Consider the following 22273-nt stretch of genomic DNA (forward strand, 5'->3'; position numbering starts at 1 on the left):
AAGGTGAGTGACAAGCACAAAAAATAGGCATTATTAAAGTGAATGTTAAGTGGTGCGCGGATTTGCCGTCCACCACTTAACATTCACTGGGAAGGGAGTAATTAATCAATAGCAGGTAACTGATTCAACATCATCCAGTAAAAACCGACCTGTTGCGACATCTCTACAAACTGCTGAAAGTCTAAAGGCTTAACAATATAACTGTTGACACCTAAGTCATAACAAGCTTTTAAGTCTCGGTTTTCAGCCGAGGAAGTCATGACGACAACAACAAGATTGCGAGTGCGAGGCGAACTACGAATCATCTCTAATACTTGAATTCCATCTATTTTGGGTAGTTTTAAGTCTAAAAGTATTAGGCGTGGGAGTGGGTGAATCGGTAGTTCACCATCTCGACCAAATAGATAATGAATTGCTTGCTCACCGTCTGATACTACGTCTATTTTATTGACAAAATTATAGCTATCCAAAGCAATTTGGATTAACTCAACATCATTAGGATCATCTTCAATAAGTAGGATTTGGGTGGGTTCCATATTGTTGAGCCTGTAGAAATTACTAGAACTAGGTGGCGCTTTGCGCTGTCTAGGTTTAAAGTTTGATAAAGAAAGTAGCACCTTGATCGGGATACCCTTCTGCCCAAATCGAGCCTCCGTGACGTTGGACAATCCGTTGGACGATCGCTAAGCCAATGCCAGTACCTTCAAACTCACTGTCATTATGCAATCTTTGAAAAGCACCAAAAAGTTTGTCTGCATATTCCATTTGAAAGCCTACGCCATTATCTCTGATTCTAATGGTTTGATCTGGCAAACTATCAATTTCAATGTAGGGTTGGGGTTGGTTGCGGCTAAATTTAACGGCATTGCCGATCAGGTTATGAAAAACTTGTTGCAAAAGGGTGCGATCGCCAACTGTAGTTGGTAAGTCGCCGATCGCAAATTCAATTAGCGGGTTATGGCTTGGGTCAGTACGAATAATCTCGATCGCCTCATCGACCAAATCTCGAATTGATATCTGTTTGGATTCTAGCGGTCTCCGCCCAAAACGAGAGAGGGTGAGCAGCCCATCGATGAGATGACCCATCTTTTGGCTACTCTTTTCAATCACCTGCAAATAGTGAGTCACTTTAGGATCTTGCAAAGCTTCATGGTTTTTCAGTCGTTGTTGTAAAGCATTCACAAAGCCATTCATGTGGCGCAATGGGGCTCGTAAATCATGGGAGACAGAATAACTAAAAGATTCTAATTCACGATTGGTATTGGCTAACTGATTTGCCGCATGTAAAATTTTGGCTTCAGCGAGTTTGCGATCAGTAATATCTATTGCAGTGCCAATGATATGAGTCAACTGACCTGAGACGTTATAAATCATTTCTCCCCTCGCCATCACATAGATCAATGTGCCATTGGGCTGAATTATGCGATGTTCAAGATCGTAGGATTGCTCTAGGCTCATTGCAGCTTGGACGGTCTGATCAAAATTTTGCCAATCCTCTGGGTGAATATATAGTTGCAATTGATCATAGTCTGGTGGATTGCCGCTAGGTTCCAATCCGTAAATACGAAAGACTTCATCTGACCAAGTTAGTTTGCCTGTGTTTACTTCAAATTCCCAACTGCCTAGTTTACCAATTCGTTGGGCAGTTTTAAGATGAGTATCACTCTTTAATAAAAGTTCTTCGGCTAATTTGCGATCGGTAATATCAAAGTTAATACCGATCAAGCGTTGAGGTTCGCCGTCAGTATTACGTTGCACCAAAGCATAGGCTTTAAGATAGCGAATGTTACCATCGGGTAGGACGATCCGAAATTCGGGTTCGTATTCTTTTTCGCCGTTGAGAGCTAGCTGTACTGCCGTTTCTGCAATCGCGCGATCGCTAGGATGAACACGACTTACCCAAGCTAAATAAGCATCGGAAGATTGATCGGGGTTAATGCCATAAAGCTCGTAAGTGCGCTCATCCCAGACAAGACAATTGTGAGCAATATCCCATTCCCAAATACCGATCGATGCTGATTTTATGGCTAGAGTCAGGCGATCGGTGAGATTTTGGAGTTGCTGTTCAATTTCTTTGCGATCAGAGATGTCTAACAATGTCCCCACGATTTGAATTGCATTTCCCATCAGATCGCAAATAATTTCGCCTCTTGCTAAAACATAAATTAATGTGCCATCAGCCCAGCAAATCCGATATTCAACTTCGTAAGATTGACAAGTGGCGATCGCATTCTGGACGACTTGATCAAAATATTCCCAGTCATCGGAATGCAAAGATTTTTGTAGTTCTGGATAAGTCGGTGTCCCGAATGCGGGGGCACGTCCAAAAATGCGAAATACTTCTTCTGACCAGATCACATCTCCTGTGCGGAGATCAAATTCCCAACTTCCGAGTTTACTAATGCGCTGAGCTACTTTTAAGTGAGCATCACTCTTGATTAGCTGTTCTTCTGCCAATTTATGATTGGTGATATCACGCACAATTACTAATAGCTCATCTGCGCCGTAGGGCGTAATTCTTACCTCTTCGTATACAGTTTTACCAAACTTAGTTAGCTGATGCTCATAGATCTGCACCTCTCCAGTAGCGATCGCAGTTTCGGCTATTTTTATCTGAACTTGCAGATCCTCAGGGGATAAAACTTCAGAAATATGATGTTTGATAGGGATGTATTTTGACTTGTCATCGGTGGAAGGGAGAATACACTGGATACAAGTACCATCAGGTTTTAAGAGTAGTAGCAGATCTGGAAGAGCCTTGATAATAGCTAGGTTGCGGGCTTCACTCTGTTGTAAATCAGCAGTCCGCTGCTCAATTCTGATTTCTAGTTCGTCATTTAGCTTCTTGAGAGCCATTTCAGCATGTTTTATCGCTGTGACATCTCTTCCAGTAGACTGAATGCCAATTAGTTGTCCTTGATCATCAAAAACACCCTGATTAATCCACTGTGTATAACCAATCTGCCCATCTGCCCGTTTGTCTTGATTTTCTGCTAAAAAGCTAGGATTTAATGGGCTAAGTGTCGATATTTTTTGTAATGTGCTTTGCAGCTCATCGGCAGGAGCTAAGTCGATCCATTTTAGACCGATGACCTGATCGAGCGTCTTTCCCAATGCTCGACATAAGGACTCATTGGCAAAAGTGATCGTGGTGTCAGGTTGCGATCGCAGTACAAAATCTATTTGAGTTTGCACAACTTGTCGATAGCGCTCTTCACTTTTGGCTAATGCTTGTTCGGCTTGTTTTTGTCTAGCTTCGGCAAGCTTTCGATCGCTAATATCTTGAACAGTGGCGATAAAAAAATCAATGGTGAGATCTTCTTTGCGGACACATTTGACATCAATGGAAGCATGAATGACGCTGCGATCTTTACGAATAAACCGCTTATCCATGACATAGCCTTCAGTCTCTCCCCGCATTACCCGTTCAAATTCGACAACATCGAGTTCGAGATCGTCAGGATGAGTTATTTCTGTCCAAGTGATATGAGGTAATTCTTCGCGCGAGTAGCCTAAAATTTCGCAGAGGCGATCGTTAAACTTTACCCAACACTTAGTTTCTGGTGAAGTAATTGCCATGCCAATAAATGGCAAATCGTAGAACAATCTCAGAATTGCTTCGTTGAGTTTGGTTTCATCGAGATTATCCATGTTTAGACCATGCAAGCTGGCTGAGTCATCCAGTTATACTAATTGACAAAAGTGTGACAACACTTTTGTCAATTGAAAACCGAACCCAGTAAGGTTTTTTAAATCAAGAAATGGCTATGCCATTTCTTGATTTGCTATTAGCATAGCCAAAAAAAAGATGCAGTGCTTTGCACCGCATCTTTTTTTTAGTTGTTGACAAATTGTTTCTCAATTAATCCTGTCAAACTATTAGTCCAATGTTGAGCTAAATCAAGGGTTTCTGCTTCTACCATTACCCGCATCAATGGCTCCGTACCCGATGCTCGGACTAGAATCCGCCCCCGATCGCCTAAATCCTGTTCGGCTAAAGCGATCGCCTGAACGAGAGCATCGCAGGTTTGCCAATTACGGCGAAGTTCGCGATCTTCCACCCGTACATTTTTGAGCAACTGCGGATAAGGATGAAAGCTTTGATCCATTAATTCGGATAAAGGAGCTTTTTGCTTAGCAAGAGCAGCTAGATGTAGTGCTGCCAATAGCCCATCACCACTCACCGCATAGTGGCGACAGAGAACATGTCCTGACTGCTCACCACCGAGCATTGCGCCCGATCGCACCATTTCGGCATGGACATATTGATCGCCAACAGCCGTACGCACAAAATTCCCGCCCAGTTTTTGCCATGCGCGTTCAAATCCTAGATTTGCCATCACAGTTGTAACGATCGCACTGTCGGGTAGTTGATTATTTTCCATTAGCTCCTGTCCCCACAGGTACAGAATGTAATCGCCATCAACCACGCGACCATTACTATCAACAGCTAAGACTCGATCGGCATCACCATCAAAGGCAAAGCCTATGTCTGCTTTATGTTCTTTCACGGCTGCTCGTAATGGCTCGAGATGAGTGGAGCCGCAATTGACATTAATGCGATCGCCGTCAGGCTCTTGGTGTAAACAGATTACTTCTGCGCCCAAGTTGCGAAATACTTCTAGGGATACACGGGTAGCCGAACCCCATGCGAGATCCAAAACTACTTTTAAACCGCTTAAATCTGTAGCGATCGAGGATTGTAGGGACTCTTGGTAATCAGCAATTAAGTGTGATTTTTCGTGATATTTACCCCAATCCGTAGAGGAGTTGACTAGATCAGCATGGAGGCGCGATTCTAAAAGTTTCTCGATCTTCTGCTGAGTTTCACCACAGAGTTTGGTTCCATTTGCCCCAAAGAATTTAATTCCGTTATCTTCAGGTGGATTATGGCTAGCGGAAATCATCACACCGCCAAAGATTTCAGAGGAATTCGCAGTCAGGTAGGCGACCGCAGGTGTAGGACACAACCCAATATGCCAAACATCCCAACCTGCCGCCGTCAAACCCGCAGAAATAGCTGACGAGAGCATATCTCCTGATGTCCGAGAATCTTGCCCGATCGCAATTACATTTGCTCTATTAGATCGATCAAGCTCAATCCGCTCTTTTAAAATTTTTCCTGCGCTAATCCCAACCTCTAAGGCTAGTGGGGCTGTTAAAAAACTCCCAACATGACCCCGAATACCATCTGTACCAAACAATTTCATAACTTAAACTCCACACACCAAAAAGTATCTAATACCAAAACATAAAATGGCTACACCATTTTGTGTTTTTAAAACCCTTATAGGGTTAGTTTTTTAATTCACAGAAGTGTTGTCACCCCTTACTCCTTTGTGAATTGGTATAAAAAATAAGATGGCTCACATAGTGAGCCATCTTATTAGAAAAATTACGCGGTGACTGCAAATTTTGGGCGTTGGGCTACAACTTCATCGATTAACCCATAATTTTTAGCTTCATCAGGAGCCATGAAGAAATCGCGATCGGTATCCTCAGCAATGCGCTCAATTGGTTGACCCGTATGAAAAGCCATCAACTCATTCAGTCGATTTTTATGATACAGAATCTCCTTCGCTTGGATTTCGATATCCGTCGCTTGACCTTGTGCGCCCCCAAGAGGTTGGTGAATCATGATGCGTGTATGGGGCAAAGAAAGTCTTTTACCCTTAGCGCCACCTGTGAGCAAAAAAGCACCCATACTTGCCGCTAAGCCCACACAAATGGTGGAAACATCAGGGCGAATGTGCTGCATCGTATCGTAAATTGCCATACCTGCGGTTACAGAACCACCAGGGGAATTGATATACAAGAAAATATCTTTTTCGGGGTCATCGGCTTCGAGAAAAAGCAACTGAGCAACGATGATATTAGAAATACTGTCGTCAACTTGTTGCCCTAAAAATACGATCCGCTCCCGCAGTAGACGCGAAAAAATGTCAAAGGCTCTTTCGCCACGACCAGACTGTTCGATTACGGTGGGGATCATAGTTTATCTTTACGGTTTACTCTCAGTCTATTGTACTGATATGTAATCCCAGCTAACCTCTGTCTCTATTCGGATTTCACCCCGTAGCTATCACACTTTGTACCCAATCAAACCAATAAAGTATTTGTAAACGTTGCTTAGCAACGTTTACAAATACTTTATTGATTCTTATTACAGCGCTTGGCTTTGTAATTTAGTCGTGCCGATCTCGATAAATTGCATTAGAGACTCGGTTTAGTTCGCTATTAAGACGTCCTTCTTCTTGACGGTTTAAATAGCCGTCCCTGCTGAGATAATAGCGACGTTGGTCATCGATGTGAGCTTCGCGTCTTTCTAAATTCCTGAATTCGCTTGGGTTGATCGTGCCTTGCTTCACACCATTGTAAATGCGTTGCTGTTGATTCAATTCGCGATTATAAATCGTACCTGCTGATGCAGAACTGGGATTGACTAGACTGAAGGTTCCGACAACAGAAGTAATAGCAAGAATGGGCAAAATCAAACTTTTCATAATGTTACCTTTGGTGATCGCTTAGATTAAGTGTTTAACGATTGACGCTGGTTTAGACATTTACTCCTAGTCAAAAGGTTCAAAAAAATCAAAAACCCCAAGAGAGTCGTAAAGCAAAGCATCACAACTCTCTTGGGGTTTAAGGAGATTGCCCCACAAGATGTTCTAAGATCCTTTAGACTGGAATAACTGTAAAATTTTCTGTCTGTTCTTCAAATATTTTCAAAGCTAATGCCAAGTTCGACCCATTTACCCGAAGCTATTGATCGCATTGTCCAGCGATTTCAAAGGCTTACTGATCCCAAACAACGTTACGAGCAATTGATTTTGTACGGCAAGAAGCTAGCAGAGTTTCCTGAAGCGCTCAAAACACCTGAGAACAAAGTGATGGGATGTGTCTCACAGGTGTTTGTCGTCGCAGAGTTAGACGAGAATGAGCATGTTGTGTTTGCTGGTGACTCTGATGCTTTAATTAGCAAAGGCTTTGTCGGTTTATTGTCTATCTGTATGGGTGGTTTGACTCAAAAAGAGATTGAGTTGCTCACGCCTGATTTTATCAAGGACACTGGTTTAGTGGCGAGCCTTACACCTTCAAGGGCAAATGGTTTTTATAACGTTTTCAAGAAAATGCAACAGCAAGCAATGGAAATTGAATTGCCCAGCGTACGTTAAAAATCTTGCAAAAGATAGCAAAGCTATCTTTTGCAAGAATAGACTTTACTGACTTAGTACGGGCGAAGCCCCCACTAAGTCAATCTAAACAAAGAAGCCTCGCATCGCGAGGCTTTTTTGTTTAGACTGTGGCGAGAATTGGGCTAGTTGTGGAAACCATCGCCGCGAGAACTTGACTCGGCGAGACGATAAAGGGTAAACGATGGATATCAGAATTGGGCTGACAGGCTATTTCTGCAATATGCTCTAATTCTGAGAGTGTGACTTGACTTAAACCAAGGGCGGCAAGAGAGGTCGGCAAACCAATCTCTTGATAAAACTTAAGCAATTGATGGCGTGATGAGGCAGCTAGTTGATTGCCTTGAAATTCCTCTAAACGTAGTTGGACTAGGATTCCATAAGCAACTTTCTCACCATGAAGAATGCCATGAGTGTGGTGAGAATGCGTCAGAGCATTGTGAATCGCATGAGCAGCAACGGTGCGACAATTTGCTCCACCGATACCACCGATCGCACCCGCTAGACAGACAGTGGCATCTACCACTTCACGCCATACTGGGCTGTTGGGATTTGCGATCGCTTCAGCCGATTTTTGGAACAAAATATCACGCAGGATTCTAGCCTCTTGTACCGCCGCGATGACCATCGTTTTCTCGCTGCTGCCACTGCTGACAGAGGACTCGTACCACTTGGCGATCGCATCCCCAATTCCCGAAACGAGTGTGCGTTTAGGAGCAGTGGCGATTACGTCATAGTCCACAAACATCATGTCAGGACAGCGATCGAGGGTCACATCATAACTAAATGCGCCATCAGCATCATAGACATTGCTTAGGGCTGTCCATGCGGCACAGGTTGCGCCTGTTGTGGGGACGGTGACAATTGGGAGCTTGCTCTGATGTGCGATCAGTTTGGCAGTATCTAAAACTTTTCCGCCACCAACGCCAACGACTACGTGAGGCTTTTCTTGTTGAACGATTTGGTGCAACATCGCCAGATTTTGATCGCTGCAATCAGCGATCGCAGGCGTGTTAATGATTTCTAGGTCAGGATTGCACAAATAACTGGCTGTGACTTGGTTTGCGGTCTTCCCAGCAATTACGAGAGCTTTATTCCCATAGCGCAATAAATATTGTGGGAGTTGCGATAAAATCCCTTTTCCCCGTAAGAGTTGTGCTGGTGCGATCGCTAAAATCGGCAATGCTTCCACTGTGAGTGTGTCTGACATTTAGGTTAAGACATGGTAAACATATATCCTATTCTATCTCTTCGTCCCTAAATCTGCCAGTTTTGGTATAGAAAAATCACATCAAATGAGTCGCGATCGCAAATTCGATAAAACAGAAAATCTGAAGCTCAAACTTACCCGCCAACGTGAACTAATAAATAGCGATCGCATCAACATCAAACACTAGAGACAAGCTAGACTTAAACTAAACCTCAACTTAGCAAATCTACCCAATCGGGTTCGCCCCAAAACAGGTATGAAATATCTAAACGTCCAAGAAGTTAACCCTTCCCTTGCTGCTATTGTTAACGAAGTTTCAGTCAACCAATCTGAAATTGTGATCACTCGCAATGGAATCCCCTTAGCCAAAATCGTTCCCTATACTATACCTCGGATCAAACATTACCCGCTTCGAGGAATGCCGATTACAATTTCTGCTGACTTTGACGAACCAATGTCCGACCTTTGGGAAGCGCTAAGCGAATGATTTTACTCGATAGCCATGTTTGGCTATGGTTACTGCACAATCCCAGTCAACTATCAGAAAAAGCACGAGTAGCAATTTCTACCGAAGAAGATCGGGATGGCTTATTAGTTTCAGCTATTTCTGTATGGGAAGTTGCCGTTAAAGTCAGTCTTGGAAAATTAGACATTCCCCTCCCTATCGATGAATGGTATCAATTAGCCAAAAGCCATTCAGGTATCATCATTGAGCCTTTAGATCCGCTCGATGCGATCGCTAGTAGCCTCTTACCTGAACCATTTCATAAAGATCCAGCAGATAGGATTTTAGTAGCGATCTCTAGACGATATCAAATTCCGCTTGTAACCTGCGATGCCAAAATCTTAAATTACCCACTTGTCGAAACAATCTGGTAGCAATCGCCGCATCAGTAACATTAGTTAGAGACACTAAAGTTAGAGACACTAATTTGCAGCGATCGCAATTATTTCAGGGCTTAGGCAAACAAGCCATGAACTCAAGTTCATGGCTAAAAGCTAAAGTCTGCTAAAGCAGACTAAAGAGCATCTCTCCGTAACCCGTTAGAACGGGTTTGAGCTTTCAGCCCGCACTTGAGTGCAGGGCTTATATCTACCTACTTTTGTCATGACTTGTCTACAATTCAAAAATCCCCAAATAATTACAAGATAGTTACTAGTTATACTAAATAATGGAAAGGATTATGAGTTAAAGTCGTGGTTAGCCAAACGCAGCAAGCAAATAGCAAGTTTGAAAGTTCTCTAGATATCTCTAGGTATGAGGCGAAAACGCAGGAGATAGCCAAGAAGATTTTGAGTGGAACTGAAAAAAGTTCACTTTGGGCAAAACTATCGCAACTAAAAGATGATTTGCGCCTTGATGACAAGCTCATGGCTTGGACGATGGAAAATGAAGGCTTGCGGGTGCAATTGTTTCGATTGATTGACTGCTTGCCAGCATTACAGAGCAAAGCTGAGATTGCAAGGCATATGCAAGAATATCTCGCCAGCGATGCCGTCGAAGTTCCCGCTTTACGCGCTTTGTTAAACTTCAGTACCGACAATCCCAACTCGATTACCGCGATCGCTGCTGCAACTACGCTATCGACCGCTGTAGGAACTCTGGCGAAGCGCTATATTTGCGGTGAGAACTTAGGTGAAGCAACCAAATCAATTGAGAAACTGAGGCGCGATCGCTTTGGCTTTACGATGGATTTGCTCGGTGAGGCAGTGATTAGTGAAGTAGAAGCTGAGGGCTATCTCAATCGCTACATTGGCATGATGGAAGACTTGTCGAATAAGGCAAAGAATTGGGGCTTGATCGATCAGATTGATAAAGCTGATAAGGAAGAACTGAAGCGGGTTCAGGTTTCCGTAAAGCTTAGTGCTTTCTATTCCCAATTCGATCCGCTTGATCCGATTAAAACTACTGAGAAAGTTAGCGAACCTGCTAGAGTTCTATTGCGTAAGGCGCAGGCTTTAGGCTGTGGCATCCATTTTGATATGGAGCAGTATGAGTTCAAGTCGCTCACATTGCAAATTCTCAAACAAGTTCTAACGGAACCAGAATTTCGCGATCGCACTGATGTTGGTATCACCATCCAAGGCTATCTCCGCGATAGTGAACAGGATTTACTCGAACTAGTCGAATGGGCAAAACAACGCGGTAAGCCTGTCACCGTGCGCTTGGTTAAAGGAGCCTATTGGGATCGCGAAACCATTCGTTCTTATCAACAGGGTTGGAGTTTGCCAGTATTCTCGGACAAGGTTTCCACTGATGCCAACTATGAGCGCTTGATTCAGATTTTGCTCGAAAATCATCAATATCTCTATGCCGCGATCGGCAGCCATAATGCCCGTTCTTTGGCAAAGGCGATCGCGATCGTCCAAACCCTCAATATTCCTAGTCGCGCCTTTGAAGCCCAATGTCTCTATGGCATGGGTGACAAATTTGCCAAAGCGATCGCCGATATGGGTTATCGCGTAAGAGTTTATTGTCCATTTGGTGATCTCATCCCAGGGATGTCTTATCTTATTCGCCGTCTGTTAGAGAATACGGCTAACAGTTCATTTTTGAGAATCAGTGGTGAAAGTAGCGATATCAGTAAATTGATTGCTGCTCCCATCAAAACCGATCGCGATTTGAGTTACAACGGCGCACCTGTTCAGAATGTGTTTGACAACTTCGTGAATTCTAGCGATCGCGACTATGCGATTAATGAAGAGAGAGAAGCTGCCCAAACTGCTTTACAACAGGTTCGCCGCCAACTCGGTAAAACCTATTTGCCGATCATCAATGGTCAAGCGGTAGAAACGGAAACCTATATCGAATCGGTTAATCCCGCCAACTCTTCGCAAGTAGTCGGCAAGATCGGTCTAGCCAGCATCGACCAAGCCGAAGTAGCCGTGAAGTCAGCAAAATCCGCCTTTGCGTCATGGAAGAAACTCAGCGCTAAGGAACGGGGTGATATTCTCCGTAAAGCTGCGGACATCATGGAAGAGAATCGCGAAGAATTGATTGCGTGGATTTGTTGGGAAGTTGCTAAACCGATCCGCGAAGGTGATGGCGAGGTTTCCGAAGCGATCGATTTCTGCCGCTACTATGCCAAAGAAATGGAACGCCTTGAGTCGGGCGTACAGCGCAATCTCCCTGGGGAAGATAACACTTACATCTATCAACCTCGCGGCGTAGTAGTCGTGATTTCGCCTTGGAACTTTCCCTTTGCGATCGCATTAGGTATGAGTGTGGCTGCGATCGCCGCAGGTAATACGGTCATTCTCAAACCCGCCGAACAGTCTTCCGTAATTGGCGCAAAAATCGCGGAAGTTCTCCAAGCCGCAGGCTTGCCCACAGGTGTATTTAACTTCTTACCTGCGATCGGTTCTACTGTTGGCGCACACCTCGTCAAACATCCCGATGTGCATCTGATCGCCTTCACAGGTTCCCAACAAGTCGGCTGTCAAATCGTCACCGAAGCTTCCATTTTGCGTCCTAAACAAAAACACATGAAGCGTGTCATCGCTGAAATGGGTGGCAAAAATGGCATCATCATCGATGAGAGCGCCGACCTCGATCAAGCCGTTGTCGGCGTGATGAATTCCGCCTTTGGTTTCGCTGGTCAGAAATGTTCCGCCTGTTCCAGAGCGATCGTCCTTGCGCCTGTTTACGATAACTTCATGGAACGCCTTGTGGAAGCAACGCGATCGCTAAAGGTCGGTGAAGCACATCTCCCTGATACCAAATTCAGCGCTGTTATCGATGAAGCCGCCCAGCAGAACATTCTCAACTATATCGTCAAAGGCAAAGAAACCGCGACTCTCGCCTTTGAAGGTGAAGTTCCCAATCATGGTTTCTATGTGCCACCGACTATCTTTGGCGATGTCGATCCTGATAGTGCGATCGCTCAAGAGGAAATCTTTGGTCCCGTACTGGCGGTAATCAAGGCGCAGAGTTTTGATGAGGCATTGGCGATCGCTAATGGCACAAACTTCGCGCTCACAGGCGGCTTATATTCGCGCACTCCTTCCCATATCGAACGTGCCTATCGCGAGTTTGAAGTGGGCAATCTCTACATCAATCGCGGCATCACAGGCGCATTGGTAGATCGCCATCCCTTCGGTGGTTTCAAGCTAAGCGGTATCGGTTCCAAAGCTGGCGGACGCGATTATCTATTGCAGTTCCTAGAGCCAAGGTCAATCACCGAAAACACTCAGCGTCAAGGCTTTGCACCTCTTGATGGTATCGAGTAATTAAAGTCAGACAAGGGGCTTAAGCCCCTTTTTCTTTGGGATATACTTGATAAATGCTGTATCGCATCGCCTAAATCTATGCCCCAGACTATCGACCAAAAAACTACGCTGTGCGATCGCGATCTTAATTTGTGGTTAGAAGAGGCGATCGCTAAAAAAGTATTAAACTTAAATTTTGGGACAAGGCTTTAAAAAACTATTGATATTCGCATGGATAAACAACAAAGAATTGCTCAAGCTATAAAGGATGTTATATCTAAAATGATGGATCGAGTAATGGATCGAGTTCTAATTACCGATCCTTTTATCAAAGAAAATCATCGAGCAAACAAACCACTTTATGCAGCATTAGTGCCTGATGAGATTTTTAAAGGTTCACATTTTGAGAGAAGATTTGTAACTCCATTTGGTCTTGTATGGGAAAAATTAGCTCAAGTTGTTGCCCTAGAAGCTTATGGCAATTGCCAAATGGGGCATACAATTAGTGGTACAGTTGGGCAAGAGAGTTTGAGAAGAATTCAAGAAGTATTAAATAAACTAGAACATAGTAAAGGAAAAAACAAAGTCAAACCTAATTGGAATGAAGAACTGCACTATATTAAGGGAGGTGGTGGTAATCCAATTCCAGTAAGCGTAGTTTGTGATATTTTTATCCAGAACGAAGAAAATGGAAAGCGGTATGCATTTGAGCTTAAAGCTCCATTACCAAACAGTGATCAAACAAAAGTAAGCAAAGAGAAGCTATTTAAACTTTTAGCAATGGAACCCAAATTAGTTGATTACGCATACTATGCTTTGCCATACAACCCTTACGGGAAGAAAGAAAACTATAAATGGGACTTTCCTATGAGGTGGTTCAATATGCACGAAGATGAATCTGTATTGATAGGCGATGAATTTTGGGATCTGATTGGAGGGCAAGGCACTTACAACAATTTTATTCAGGAAGTCAATTCATTAGGAAAAGATTACAGAGAACGCATCTATCGTGAATTCTTAGGAATAGAGCCACCTCCAGATTTTGACGAGTATTTGTTGAAGTAGAAAAATGTAAGAAGAGATATCAAATGAATAACGCTAAATTTACCTTTATTGATCTTTTTGCTGGAATTGGCGGCTTTAAAATGGCATTAAGTAATAATGGTGGTCATTGCCTTGGATTTAGTGAAATAGATAAAGATGCAATAAACACATATTGTGACAACTTTCAAGTTGAATCGGGATACAACTTAGGAGATATTACTCAAATCAAAGAGTTACCTGATCATGACTTGTTAACTGCTGGAGTTCCTTGTCAAAGTTGGTCTATTGCGGGTAAAAATTTAGGTTTTGATGATGATAGGGGACAGTTATGGAACGATACAATTTATCTACTTCAACAATCTCAGCCAAAAGCCTTTATTTTTGAAAACGTGAAGGGCTTAGTCGATCCGCGCAATAAAAAAGCTTTATCGTATATTTTAGAAAGAATCCAAAAAGCGGGATATTATGCTAATTACTTTGTGATTAACTCATTTGATTATGGCGTACCACAAAATAGAATTCGCATATACATAATTGGGTTTAAAGAAAAGAAGTACTTTCAAAGATTTATGCTGCCTCAATGTATTGATAAGAAGCTAAAACTTGGCGACATATTAGGTATTGAAATAAAAAATTCAATAGATAAAAGAACTATCCAAATGGACTTATTTGGAGATGTTATTGAATCAAAAACAATGAGTCTTTCAAACACAAATGGGTTTAACGACTATTTTTTGTTTAATGATCTTAGAAATGGTCATACAACAATCCATTCATGGGATATTATTGACACCACTCAACGTCAAAAAGATATTTGTTTGTTATTACTTAAAAACAGGCGTAAAAGTGCTTATGGAGAACTTGATGGTAATCCCTTGTCATTAGAACACTTTCAAAATCTAGACTCATCTATTAATCAAGATGAAATTGATCAACTAATTGAATTAGAAATCTTAAAGTCTGAGGATTACAGTTTTACTATAAAAGACTATAGTATTAGTAATTTAACAAAAGAAGAAGAAATACTACTTTCATTTGCAAATGACCACAAAATTATTATTGATAATTTAAATACTCAAAGGATATTTAAAACCGAGAAAATATCGATTGAAAAAACAATTGAATCCCTTAAAGAAAAAGGCATTATTGAATGTCATGAGGTTCGTTATGATTTTAAAAATACTAAGATAAGCACAGGATTATTTGGAGTGAATCGCATATTCTTACCAAGTTCGGATATTTTCCCAACTTTGGTGGCAAGTGACACAAATGATTTCATAACTTTAAAGACCATAGAAGCCTCAAATCATGAGGAATTTAAAAATAGATTTATACAAGAAATTTATAAACCTAAAGCATTTAGAAGGATTACTAAAAGTGAAGCTTGTTTAATACAGGGATTCCCCAAAGATTTTAAGTTGCCAGAATCAAGAGCAAAATGGATGAAGTTAATCGGTAATAGCGTTTCAGTTCCAGTAATTGATAATTTATGTAAAGCAATTATTGAAACTGGTGTATTTGAAAACAGGCAACCCATTGATTTAGGTAATCTTGATGAAAAGAAAGCCGTTGTTTCTCTTTGTGCATAGTATTTGTGTAGATAAGAGCTATTGGGCAAAAAACAACGCTGTGCGATCGCAATCTTAATTTGTGGATAGAGAATGCGATCGCAAGTATCTACGACAATTCTTAGAACCGTTGTTTTAAGATGATTGTGCATCTAATCTCGATCTTCTTCGATGCGGCTTGCGCCTTTCTCATAGAGTTTACAAATACCGCGACGGCTGTTCTTAATAAAATTACAGAATAATTGAATATCAGGATTGTTAGCAAATTCGGGATCTGACTCTAGAAATTCGATCGCCTGAGTACGATTGCGAGCGGAATTATAGATTACTTCATATGCCGAAAGAATTGTCCGTCGGCGCTCGTGTCCGAAACCATTGCGACGTAGCCCAAGACGATTTAGACCACACACCATATTTGTGTCAACAGCCATGCAATAGGGCGGCACATCCATCCCAAGGCGAGTTTGTCCGCGAATCATCGCATAGGAACCGATGCGCGTGAATTGATGCACGACTGAGTCGCCACCCATAAAGGCATGGTCATGCACTTCTACATAGCCCGCCAACAACACATTATTTACTAAAATTACGCGATCGCCGATCGTGCAGTTGTGAGCCACATGTGCACCAGTAAACAATAGATTATCATTACCAATTTTAGTTGCCGAGCCTTCCTTTGTGCCACGATTGACCGTTACGTACTCGCGCAATACATTGCGATCGCCAATTTCCACAAAACTAATTGCGCCCTTGTATGAAGTATCCTGAGGCTCAGAGCCAACGATTGCCCCATAGCCAATTTGGTTGTCATTGCCAATCTTGGTATGCCCCGTGATGATGGCTCTTGCCCTAATCTCGCAGCGATCGCCGATTTCTACAAACTCGTCAACAATGACATCTGCTCCAATGGATGTGCCTTCGCCAATTTTGGCGTTGGGATGCACGATAGCGCGAGGATGAATCGTGATATTAGTATTTGGATTGGTGTTTGGCATGGAAATAGCGGTCTATAGTCTCTGGGCGCTAGAAAACAACCAATAGTTTATCGCAATCATGAGTTAGCTTTTTTAGTTTTTATAGCAAAGCAAGGGTTATTTACAGCGCTTTGCGCTCAAAAACAAACCAAGAAAAATTTTGAAAGCATTGCAAAGCAACGCTTTCAAAATTTTTCTTGTGGCTCGTTTGATCGACAATTGCTGTAAGAAATAAATCCCACAATAAAAGTGGCGGTGCTTCGCACCGCCACTTTTATTGTGGGATTTGATTGGTTGCCAAGACACCTAATTTATAGAGTCGGCGGACAATTTCTTCTAGTAGTTGCGGGTAACTATAATTTGGTTTTTGTAGAATTTTTTGTACCGAGCCACTGAGTCGGGTGCAGTCTTCATTCGTCAAATCTTTTGCTGTAATGATAATAATTGGAATTGATGGAGTATCTTGCCTCAACCTCAGCAAATGTATAAACTCAAAGCCATCGACATTAGGCATCATCAAATCGAGCAAAATTAATTGCGGAATTTTCTGCGTCATCACCTCCAAAGCATCATGTCCGTCTTGAGCCTCAGAGACAATACAATTCTCCTTTTCTAGCATCCGTTTCAACATTGCTCTAATGTTAGAATCATCTTCGATCACCAACACTGAAAGCTCTGACTGTTGCTCAGCACGATATTTCTCAATGATCGTAACAAGGCGATCGCGATCAATTGGCTTAAATAAATAGTCATTTGCCCCAACCTCGTAGTTCTCATGCTTTTCATCATTAATAGTTAGCAAAATAATTGGAATTCCAGAAGTTAAAGGCTGTGCCTTTAATTCTTTAAGTACTTCCCATTCACTCATTGAGGGCGTTTGCATATCTAAGATAATGGCATCGGGTAAAATTTGATAGACTAATTGCATTCCCTCTTCTGCATTTGAGGATGAGTAGATCGAAACTCCAAGATGATTGAGATAAGACTGAGTAGATTGATGGAGCATCGAATCACTAGCAATCACTAAAATAGAAGGATGTTCTTGCTGTGGATTATCTATTTGCTGTGGTGGATGTTTAGTCGATGTCGATAAACTAGGTGAAGAAGTTTGTCCTTGTTTTGGCGTGGTTTTAGACGCGCTTTCGCAGTCAATTGGTAAACAGATCGTGAAAGTTGAGCCTATTCCCAATTCACTAATTACGGTAATATCACCACTCATCATTTGGCAAAGACGATGACTAATGGCAAGCCCTAAACCCGTTCCACCATATTGTCTCGTCGTGGAACTATCGGCTTGATTAAATGGCTGAAACAGTTTTTGCAGATTTTCTGGACTAATCCCTATGCCTGTATCGCTAATCGTGAAGCAAAAAATTTCTCCGATAGACGATTTTGTAAGGTTTACTTGAATTTTAATTACACCTGATTTCGTGAATTTACAGGCATTACTTAAAACATTTAAGAGAACTTGTCTGACTCGCGTCATATCTGCCCGAATTCCCCCAAGTTGCTGATCGCATTCTAGCTCTAGATGATTATTGTTCTTGAGTAACAAGGGTTGAATTGTTTGACAGGCATCCCATACCAGCATTGGCACATCAAAATCATCGTAATAAATTTCTAATTTACCCGCTTCAATTTTGGTCATATCTAAAATGTCGTTAATCAAATCCAGTAGATGCTTGCCAGAGCGATAAATTTTTTGGAGATCATCTTCAAAATCATCCAATCCTAGCAAAGCTGCATCTTCTTGCAACATCTCGCTATAGCCGATAATCGCATTAAGCGGTGTACGTAATTCATGACTCATATTCGCAACAAAGGTGCTTTTAGTATGATTTGCTTCTAAGGCGCGATCGCGTGCTAGTGCTAATTCATCATTCATCAAGCGAAGGGTTTCTTCGTCTCGTTTGCGACGCATCAATATACCTAGCTGCATAGCGATCGCGCCGATTAATCCCACTAATTGCTGATCGCGATCGTTGGGAGATCTGGTGAAAAAAGCCATGATCGCCACAACATTGGTATCGGCACTGACAGGAATCGCTAACCCAGAGCGCAAACCACATTCTAAGGCAGGATATTTGCGTAAGAAGTGTGACTCAGTTTCAAGAGAAATATCCCAAATCCATTCTGGTCGCTGATTCTCCCAAACTCTCCCTGGAAAACCAATTCCTGCGGGGAATGAGATTCTTTCACTAAATTGACGAAACTCTTCTAATCCCTCAATGCTGCTGTACCATGCAGGGCTACATATCAAAATCTGACCGTTCCCGGACGGTATCCATGCTTCGCCGTAGTCCCATCCTGTAAATTGACAAATCTTAGTGAGAGTTATTTCTAAAGCTGCTTGAAAATCATTGGCAGCACTAATTTCTAAGGTCAAACATTGCAATAATTGCGATTCTGCCTCAGCTCTTTTGCGTTGGGAAATATCCTGTACAGTACCTTCAAATCCAGCTAGGGTTCCATCAATCTCACGTATTGCACGCACATTTTCCGAAATCCAGATTTTCGTGCCATCACGTCGATAGACCTGAGACTCAAAATTAGAGACCGTGTCATGGGTAAGCAAAATATTAATGAATTCTTGGCGACGTAAAGGATTGATATAAATCTGATTGGCAATATTGGTAACAGTACTAATTAGAGATTCGGCAGAAGGATAGCCATAAATCTGGGCTAGCATCGAATTGGCAATTAGATAACGCCCATCAATCGTCGTTTGAAAAATGCCCTCGATCGCATTCTCGAAAATACTTTTATACCTAGCTTCTGCACTTTCGAGATCGTTACGAAGTTTAGAAGTTCTTAATTGTAATAGTTTATGGATTTCGGTCGCTTGTTGTACGATTTCTACGAGCTCTTCTACCTTGTAGGGTTTCGTAATGTATTTAAAAACTTGTGATTGATTAATTGCTTCCACCAAATCACGCACATCGGTATGGGCAGTCAAAATAATCCGCAACGTGTCAGGATAACTTTCCGCTACTTGGCTCAAAAACTCAGTGCCAGACATCATCGGCATTCGCTGATCGGAGACAATCACTGCAACATCTGGCTCCGTCGCTAAAAGTGCCAATGCCTCAAATCCATTTTTAGCTCGCAGAATGTGATGACTTCGATAGAAAATACGCTGAAGTAGATCCAGATTATCTTCTTCATCATCAACGATCAATAATTTACTTTTGAGTCTATTTTCTGGTGAGCTACGCATGGATGTGGTTACAAATGAGTTTTCGCATTAAAATAGGCGATTAAGTAGCTTGGTCCAAACTCTCAAAACTTATACCTCCTGCGTAGCGGGCGGTATAAGTTTCGGCTCTGGTTTTCAAATATGCCAAGGTACTTATGTCTTGTCCTGATGTCTCTAGATAATTTAAGCAAAAATATATTATGAAAATTGTAGTGACGGGTGCTACTGGGTTTGTTGGTGAAAAATTAGTTGAGCGATTACATGCTTTGGGCGATCGCATTGTCGTCTTAGCCCGTAATCCCCAAAAAGCAACCCGTCAATTTCCCCAAGATACTTTTCCCAATGTTGAAGTAATTGGTTATACACCTCTTGAATTAGGAGATTGGGCTAAGGCGATATCAGGTAGTGATGCGGTAATTAATCTGGCTGGTGAACCTCTTGCTGGTGTGCGCTGGACTAATAAGCGCAAGCAGGAGATCCGCGATAGTCGTATTTTAACTACAAAAGTGTTGGTTGAAGCGATCGCGAAGGCTGACGTTAAACCACAGGTCTTAATTAACGGCTCAGCGATCGGTTATTACAGCACCAGTCTTGATAAATCCTTTGATGAATATAGTAATGCGGGTGATGACTTCTTGGCTAATGTTTGCAAAGACTGGGAAGCTGCTGCTGAAGCAGTTACAAGTTTAGGTTTGCGTCTAGTCAAGTTGAGAACTGGAATTGTGTTAGGAATGGGTGGGGCGATCGGCAAAATGTTACCGATATTTCAAGTTGGCGGCGGCGGTAAAATTGGCACAGGCAAGCAATGGTTTTCTTGGATTCATCGCGATGATCTCGTGGAACTAATCATCTATGCTTTGAAAAATGATCAGATCTCTGGTGCTCTTAATGCTACGGCTCCCCAACCTGTCACCAATGAAGATTTCACCGTTGCTTTTGCAAAAGCAATTAAACGTCCTGCTTTTTTGCCTGTACCTGCGGCGGCGTTGATTTTGATATTTGGTGAGGGTGCAACGGTATTGCTAGATGGTCAGCGAGTTTTGCCGCACAAAGCCGCAATTAATAAGTTTACGTTCCAATATCCAGATATTGATTCAGCTCTAGCGCAAATCTTTGCTTAATAACTGATGTTACGTGGAAGGAATTCCTGCAATGTTGAAGGATCTGGGCTGGCACGGGGGCACAGCCCCTACAAAAAATTTAAATTATTCAGGTAGGGGCTATCCCCCCGTGGTTGCCCTGCTGCGCTAGCAGTAAGAAATTCATGCCCTGAGTTCCACGTAACACCAGTTAATAAAAAAAGAGAGTGAACTTAGTTCACTCTCTTTTTTTTAGATGGGCCGAGCTGGATTTGAACCAGCGTAGGCGTAGCCAGCGGATTTACAGTCCGCCCCCATTAACCACTCGGGCATCGACCCTTTGCTTGGCTGTTTTCCAAGCGAATCTAATCATATACACTTATTGCACTACTTGCAATAGAAATTTCCATAAAAAATAAAAAGAGGCTTAGCCTCTTTTTATTTTTTATGGAAGCCGAGCGAGATCGCACTTAAAAAAATAATTCCCATCACACCTGCGATCGGATTTCCATTAATACCTGTCACCCAGTCGGGCACAGCACCTGTTGGTTTGAGCCAATGAGTAGTATTGACGATGTAATAGCACCAAACCAAACCACTATGTAAGCCAATCGATATGCCCAATCTGCCATCACATCTACGCCTTGCCATTACTAGGGCTACACTAAGCATCACCAAACCGAGAAATTGGCTCCATGTTTCGATAATTAAATTTAGGGGTTTGATGAAATGCAAAATTGCAAATACTAAACTGCAACCTAGTAAAGCTGTTGTTTTTGAGTAATCGCGTTCTAGTTCTGAGAGTATCCAGCCGCGAAACAACATTTCCTCGGCAAATCCAACGCCAATGGAAGTTAATAGTCCTGGGAATATTGCACCTTGCCAATCGACAAAATATACACCGATTGCTGGCAATAGGTTGTCTGGTAAAGGTTGCTGCCAAGTGACCGTTTGCACAGTTAGCCAACCTAGAATCACCTGTGTGCTAAAAAAGATAAGTAGTGTTATACAGCCAAGCGCTAAACCCAATAAAAAATCGATCCCATTTTTGCGGGTAAATAATAACCCGTAATAGCGATAAGGATACGAGTATTTAGCAATTTTGCGACCCCAGACCCAAATCAATCCCAAAAATCCGCAATACAGCAAAATTGTGAGGACAACTCCAACCTTCTCTCCCCAAATTAGATGCATTGGTGCTGCGATCGGTAGCCATAATAACAATAAAGCTATTAAAAAAAGAATGATGCGGACTGGAGCTGGATAAGAATTTAAGCGATCGAGATTCACAATAGAGAACAGGTAGGATTTTATTAATAACAATCCTACCTGTTCTCTAGATCAAGCGCTTGGCACTGCGATCATCAAAAGCGATCACTTTTGACTTATGACTCTGGCTCCATTGTGCTGGTTAAACCCTTGCTTTGGAGACCTTCACAATAAAATTCGGCATGTTCTTGCACGCAGGTAATTACCAAGGCACAGCCGCTAGCATGAGCCGCCATCATAATATCCACTGCTTGCGGCTGCGTAAGCCCATTTACAACTTGCATTAAGGTTTCGACGACATATTCCATTGAGTTGTAATCGTCGTTATGTAACAAAACTCGATATCTTGGTGCAATTTTGCGTATGGTTTCGGGTCTTTTAATAGTTTCAGTAGACATATATTGAGGTTTCCTCCAATAAGGGTTTGCAATAAGGGGAAAATTTAGAGAAAAATTTTATGGCGTTAGATAATGGCGGTATGAGTTTGTTGCATTAAGCAGAATTAAAGTGCTTACAGATCTGCGTCATAGA

Annotated in this window: 17 protein-coding genes and 1 tRNA gene; 7 read left to right on the forward strand and 11 right to left on the reverse strand. The window is 42.2% G+C overall.

The window, feature by feature from the left end; translation table 11 throughout:
* Positions 1–101: 101 nt before the first annotated feature.
* The 5 genes from PseudUWO311_RS16535 to PseudUWO311_RS16555 all read right to left on the reverse strand — a co-directional run bounded on the left by PseudUWO311_RS16535 (position 102) and on the right by PseudUWO311_RS16555 (position 6503).
* Positions 102–536 carry a response regulator gene (locus PseudUWO311_RS16535; RefSeq protein ID WP_142656349.1) on the reverse strand — a complete coding sequence of 145 codons (435 nt, stop codon included), beginning with the start codon at positions 534–536 and terminating at the stop codon, positions 102–104.
* Between the two features lie 55 nt (positions 537–591).
* Positions 592–3651 carry a PAS domain-containing sensor histidine kinase gene (locus PseudUWO311_RS16540; RefSeq protein WP_142656350.1) on the reverse strand — a complete coding sequence of 1020 codons (3060 nt, stop codon included), beginning with the start codon at positions 3649–3651 and terminating at the stop codon, positions 592–594.
* Between the two features lie 185 nt (positions 3652–3836).
* Entirely contained in the window at positions 3837–5210 is a 1374-nt protein-coding gene (glmM, locus tag PseudUWO311_RS16545; RefSeq protein ID WP_142656351.1) for a phosphoglucosamine mutase, read from the reverse strand.
* 185 nt (positions 5211–5395) lie between these two features.
* A complete protein-coding gene (gene clpP, locus PseudUWO311_RS16550; protein WP_142656352.1) occupies positions 5396–5992 on the reverse strand; it encodes an ATP-dependent Clp endopeptidase proteolytic subunit ClpP in 597 nt (198 codons plus the stop codon).
* A gap of 193 nt (positions 5993–6185) precedes the next feature.
* Positions 6186–6503, reverse strand: coding sequence for a hypothetical protein (locus tag PseudUWO311_RS16555; protein ID WP_142656353.1), 318 nt, complete (start codon positions 6501–6503; stop codon positions 6186–6188).
* Between the two features lie 231 nt (positions 6504–6734).
* On the opposite strand from PseudUWO311_RS16555, the gene PseudUWO311_RS16560 reads away from it, so the two are divergent.
* Entirely contained in the window at positions 6735–7175 is a 441-nt protein-coding gene (locus tag PseudUWO311_RS16560) for a SufE family protein (RefSeq protein WP_142656354.1), read from the forward strand.
* Positions 7176–7296: 121 nt separating this feature from the next.
* Here PseudUWO311_RS16560 and PseudUWO311_RS16565 read toward each other — a convergent pair whose 3' ends face one another.
* Positions 7297–8403, reverse strand: coding sequence for an iron-containing alcohol dehydrogenase family protein (locus PseudUWO311_RS16565; RefSeq protein WP_142656355.1), 1107 nt, complete (start codon positions 8401–8403; stop codon positions 7297–7299).
* 256 nt (positions 8404–8659) lie between these two features.
* Here PseudUWO311_RS16565 and PseudUWO311_RS16570 point away from each other — a divergent pair, with 256 nt between their 5' ends.
* From PseudUWO311_RS16570 to PseudUWO311_RS16595, 5 genes are all read left to right on the forward strand, one after another.
* Positions 8660–8890 carry a type II toxin-antitoxin system Phd/YefM family antitoxin gene (locus PseudUWO311_RS16570; protein WP_142656356.1) on the forward strand — a complete coding sequence of 77 codons (231 nt, stop codon included), beginning with the start codon at positions 8660–8662 and terminating at the stop codon, positions 8888–8890.
* The gene (locus PseudUWO311_RS16575) at positions 8887–9282 is read left to right on the forward strand and encodes a type II toxin-antitoxin system VapC family toxin (protein ID WP_142656357.1); all 396 of its coding nucleotides are present in this window, start codon (positions 8887–8889) and stop codon (positions 9280–9282) included. The genes PseudUWO311_RS16570 and PseudUWO311_RS16575 overlap by 4 nt, the downstream gene beginning before the upstream one ends.
* A 318-nt stretch (positions 9283–9600) precedes the next feature.
* The gene (gene pruA, locus PseudUWO311_RS16580; RefSeq protein ID WP_142656358.1) at positions 9601–12633 is read left to right on the forward strand and encodes an L-glutamate gamma-semialdehyde dehydrogenase; all 3033 of its coding nucleotides are present in this window, start codon (positions 9601–9603) and stop codon (positions 12631–12633) included.
* A 210-nt stretch (positions 12634–12843) separates the two neighbouring features.
* The gene (locus PseudUWO311_RS16590; RefSeq protein WP_142656359.1) at positions 12844–13677 is read left to right on the forward strand and encodes a TdeIII family type II restriction endonuclease; all 834 of its coding nucleotides are present in this window, start codon (positions 12844–12846) and stop codon (positions 13675–13677) included.
* 23 nt (positions 13678–13700) lie between these two features.
* Entirely contained in the window at positions 13701–15245 is a 1545-nt protein-coding gene (locus tag PseudUWO311_RS16595; RefSeq protein ID WP_142656360.1) for a DNA cytosine methyltransferase, read from the forward strand.
* A gap of 131 nt (positions 15246–15376) precedes the next feature.
* Here the strand turns inward: PseudUWO311_RS16595 and lpxA are convergent, their stop codons facing one another.
* Together lpxA and PseudUWO311_RS16605 are read right to left on the reverse strand one after the other, a co-directional pair.
* Positions 15377–16219 carry an acyl-ACP--UDP-N-acetylglucosamine O-acyltransferase gene (gene lpxA, locus PseudUWO311_RS16600; RefSeq protein ID WP_142656361.1) on the reverse strand — a complete coding sequence of 281 codons (843 nt, stop codon included), beginning with the start codon at positions 16217–16219 and terminating at the stop codon, positions 15377–15379.
* A 253-nt stretch (positions 16220–16472) separates the two neighbouring features.
* Entirely contained in the window at positions 16473–19415 is a 2943-nt protein-coding gene (locus tag PseudUWO311_RS16605; protein ID WP_142656362.1) for a response regulator, read from the reverse strand.
* Between the two features lie 179 nt (positions 19416–19594).
* Here PseudUWO311_RS16605 and PseudUWO311_RS16610 point away from each other — a divergent pair, with 179 nt between their 5' ends.
* Positions 19595–20515, forward strand: coding sequence for a TIGR01777 family oxidoreductase (locus PseudUWO311_RS16610; RefSeq protein WP_142656363.1), 921 nt, complete (start codon positions 19595–19597; stop codon positions 20513–20515).
* Positions 20516–20730: 215 nt separating this feature from the next.
* Here the strand turns inward: PseudUWO311_RS16610 and PseudUWO311_RS16615 are convergent.
* The 3 genes from PseudUWO311_RS16615 to clpS all read right to left on the reverse strand — a co-directional run bounded on the left by PseudUWO311_RS16615 (position 20731) and on the right by clpS (position 22140).
* A tRNA-Tyr gene (locus tag PseudUWO311_RS16615) sits at positions 20731–20812 on the reverse strand.
* A 99-nt stretch (positions 20813–20911) separates the two neighbouring features.
* Positions 20912–21796 carry a CPBP family intramembrane glutamic endopeptidase gene (locus tag PseudUWO311_RS16620; protein ID WP_223807615.1) on the reverse strand — a complete coding sequence of 295 codons (885 nt, stop codon included), beginning with the start codon at positions 21794–21796 and terminating at the stop codon, positions 20912–20914.
* A 62-nt stretch (positions 21797–21858) separates the two neighbouring features.
* On the reverse strand, positions 21859–22140 hold the full coding sequence (gene clpS / locus PseudUWO311_RS16625; RefSeq protein ID WP_103670032.1) for an ATP-dependent Clp protease adapter ClpS: 282 nt from the start codon (positions 22138–22140) through the stop codon (positions 21859–21861).
* Positions 22141–22273 lie beyond the last annotated feature (133 nt).

The organism is Pseudanabaena sp. UWO311 (genome assembly GCF_006937785.1).
GTDB lineage: Bacteria > Cyanobacteriota > Cyanobacteriia > Pseudanabaenales > Pseudanabaenaceae > Pseudanabaena.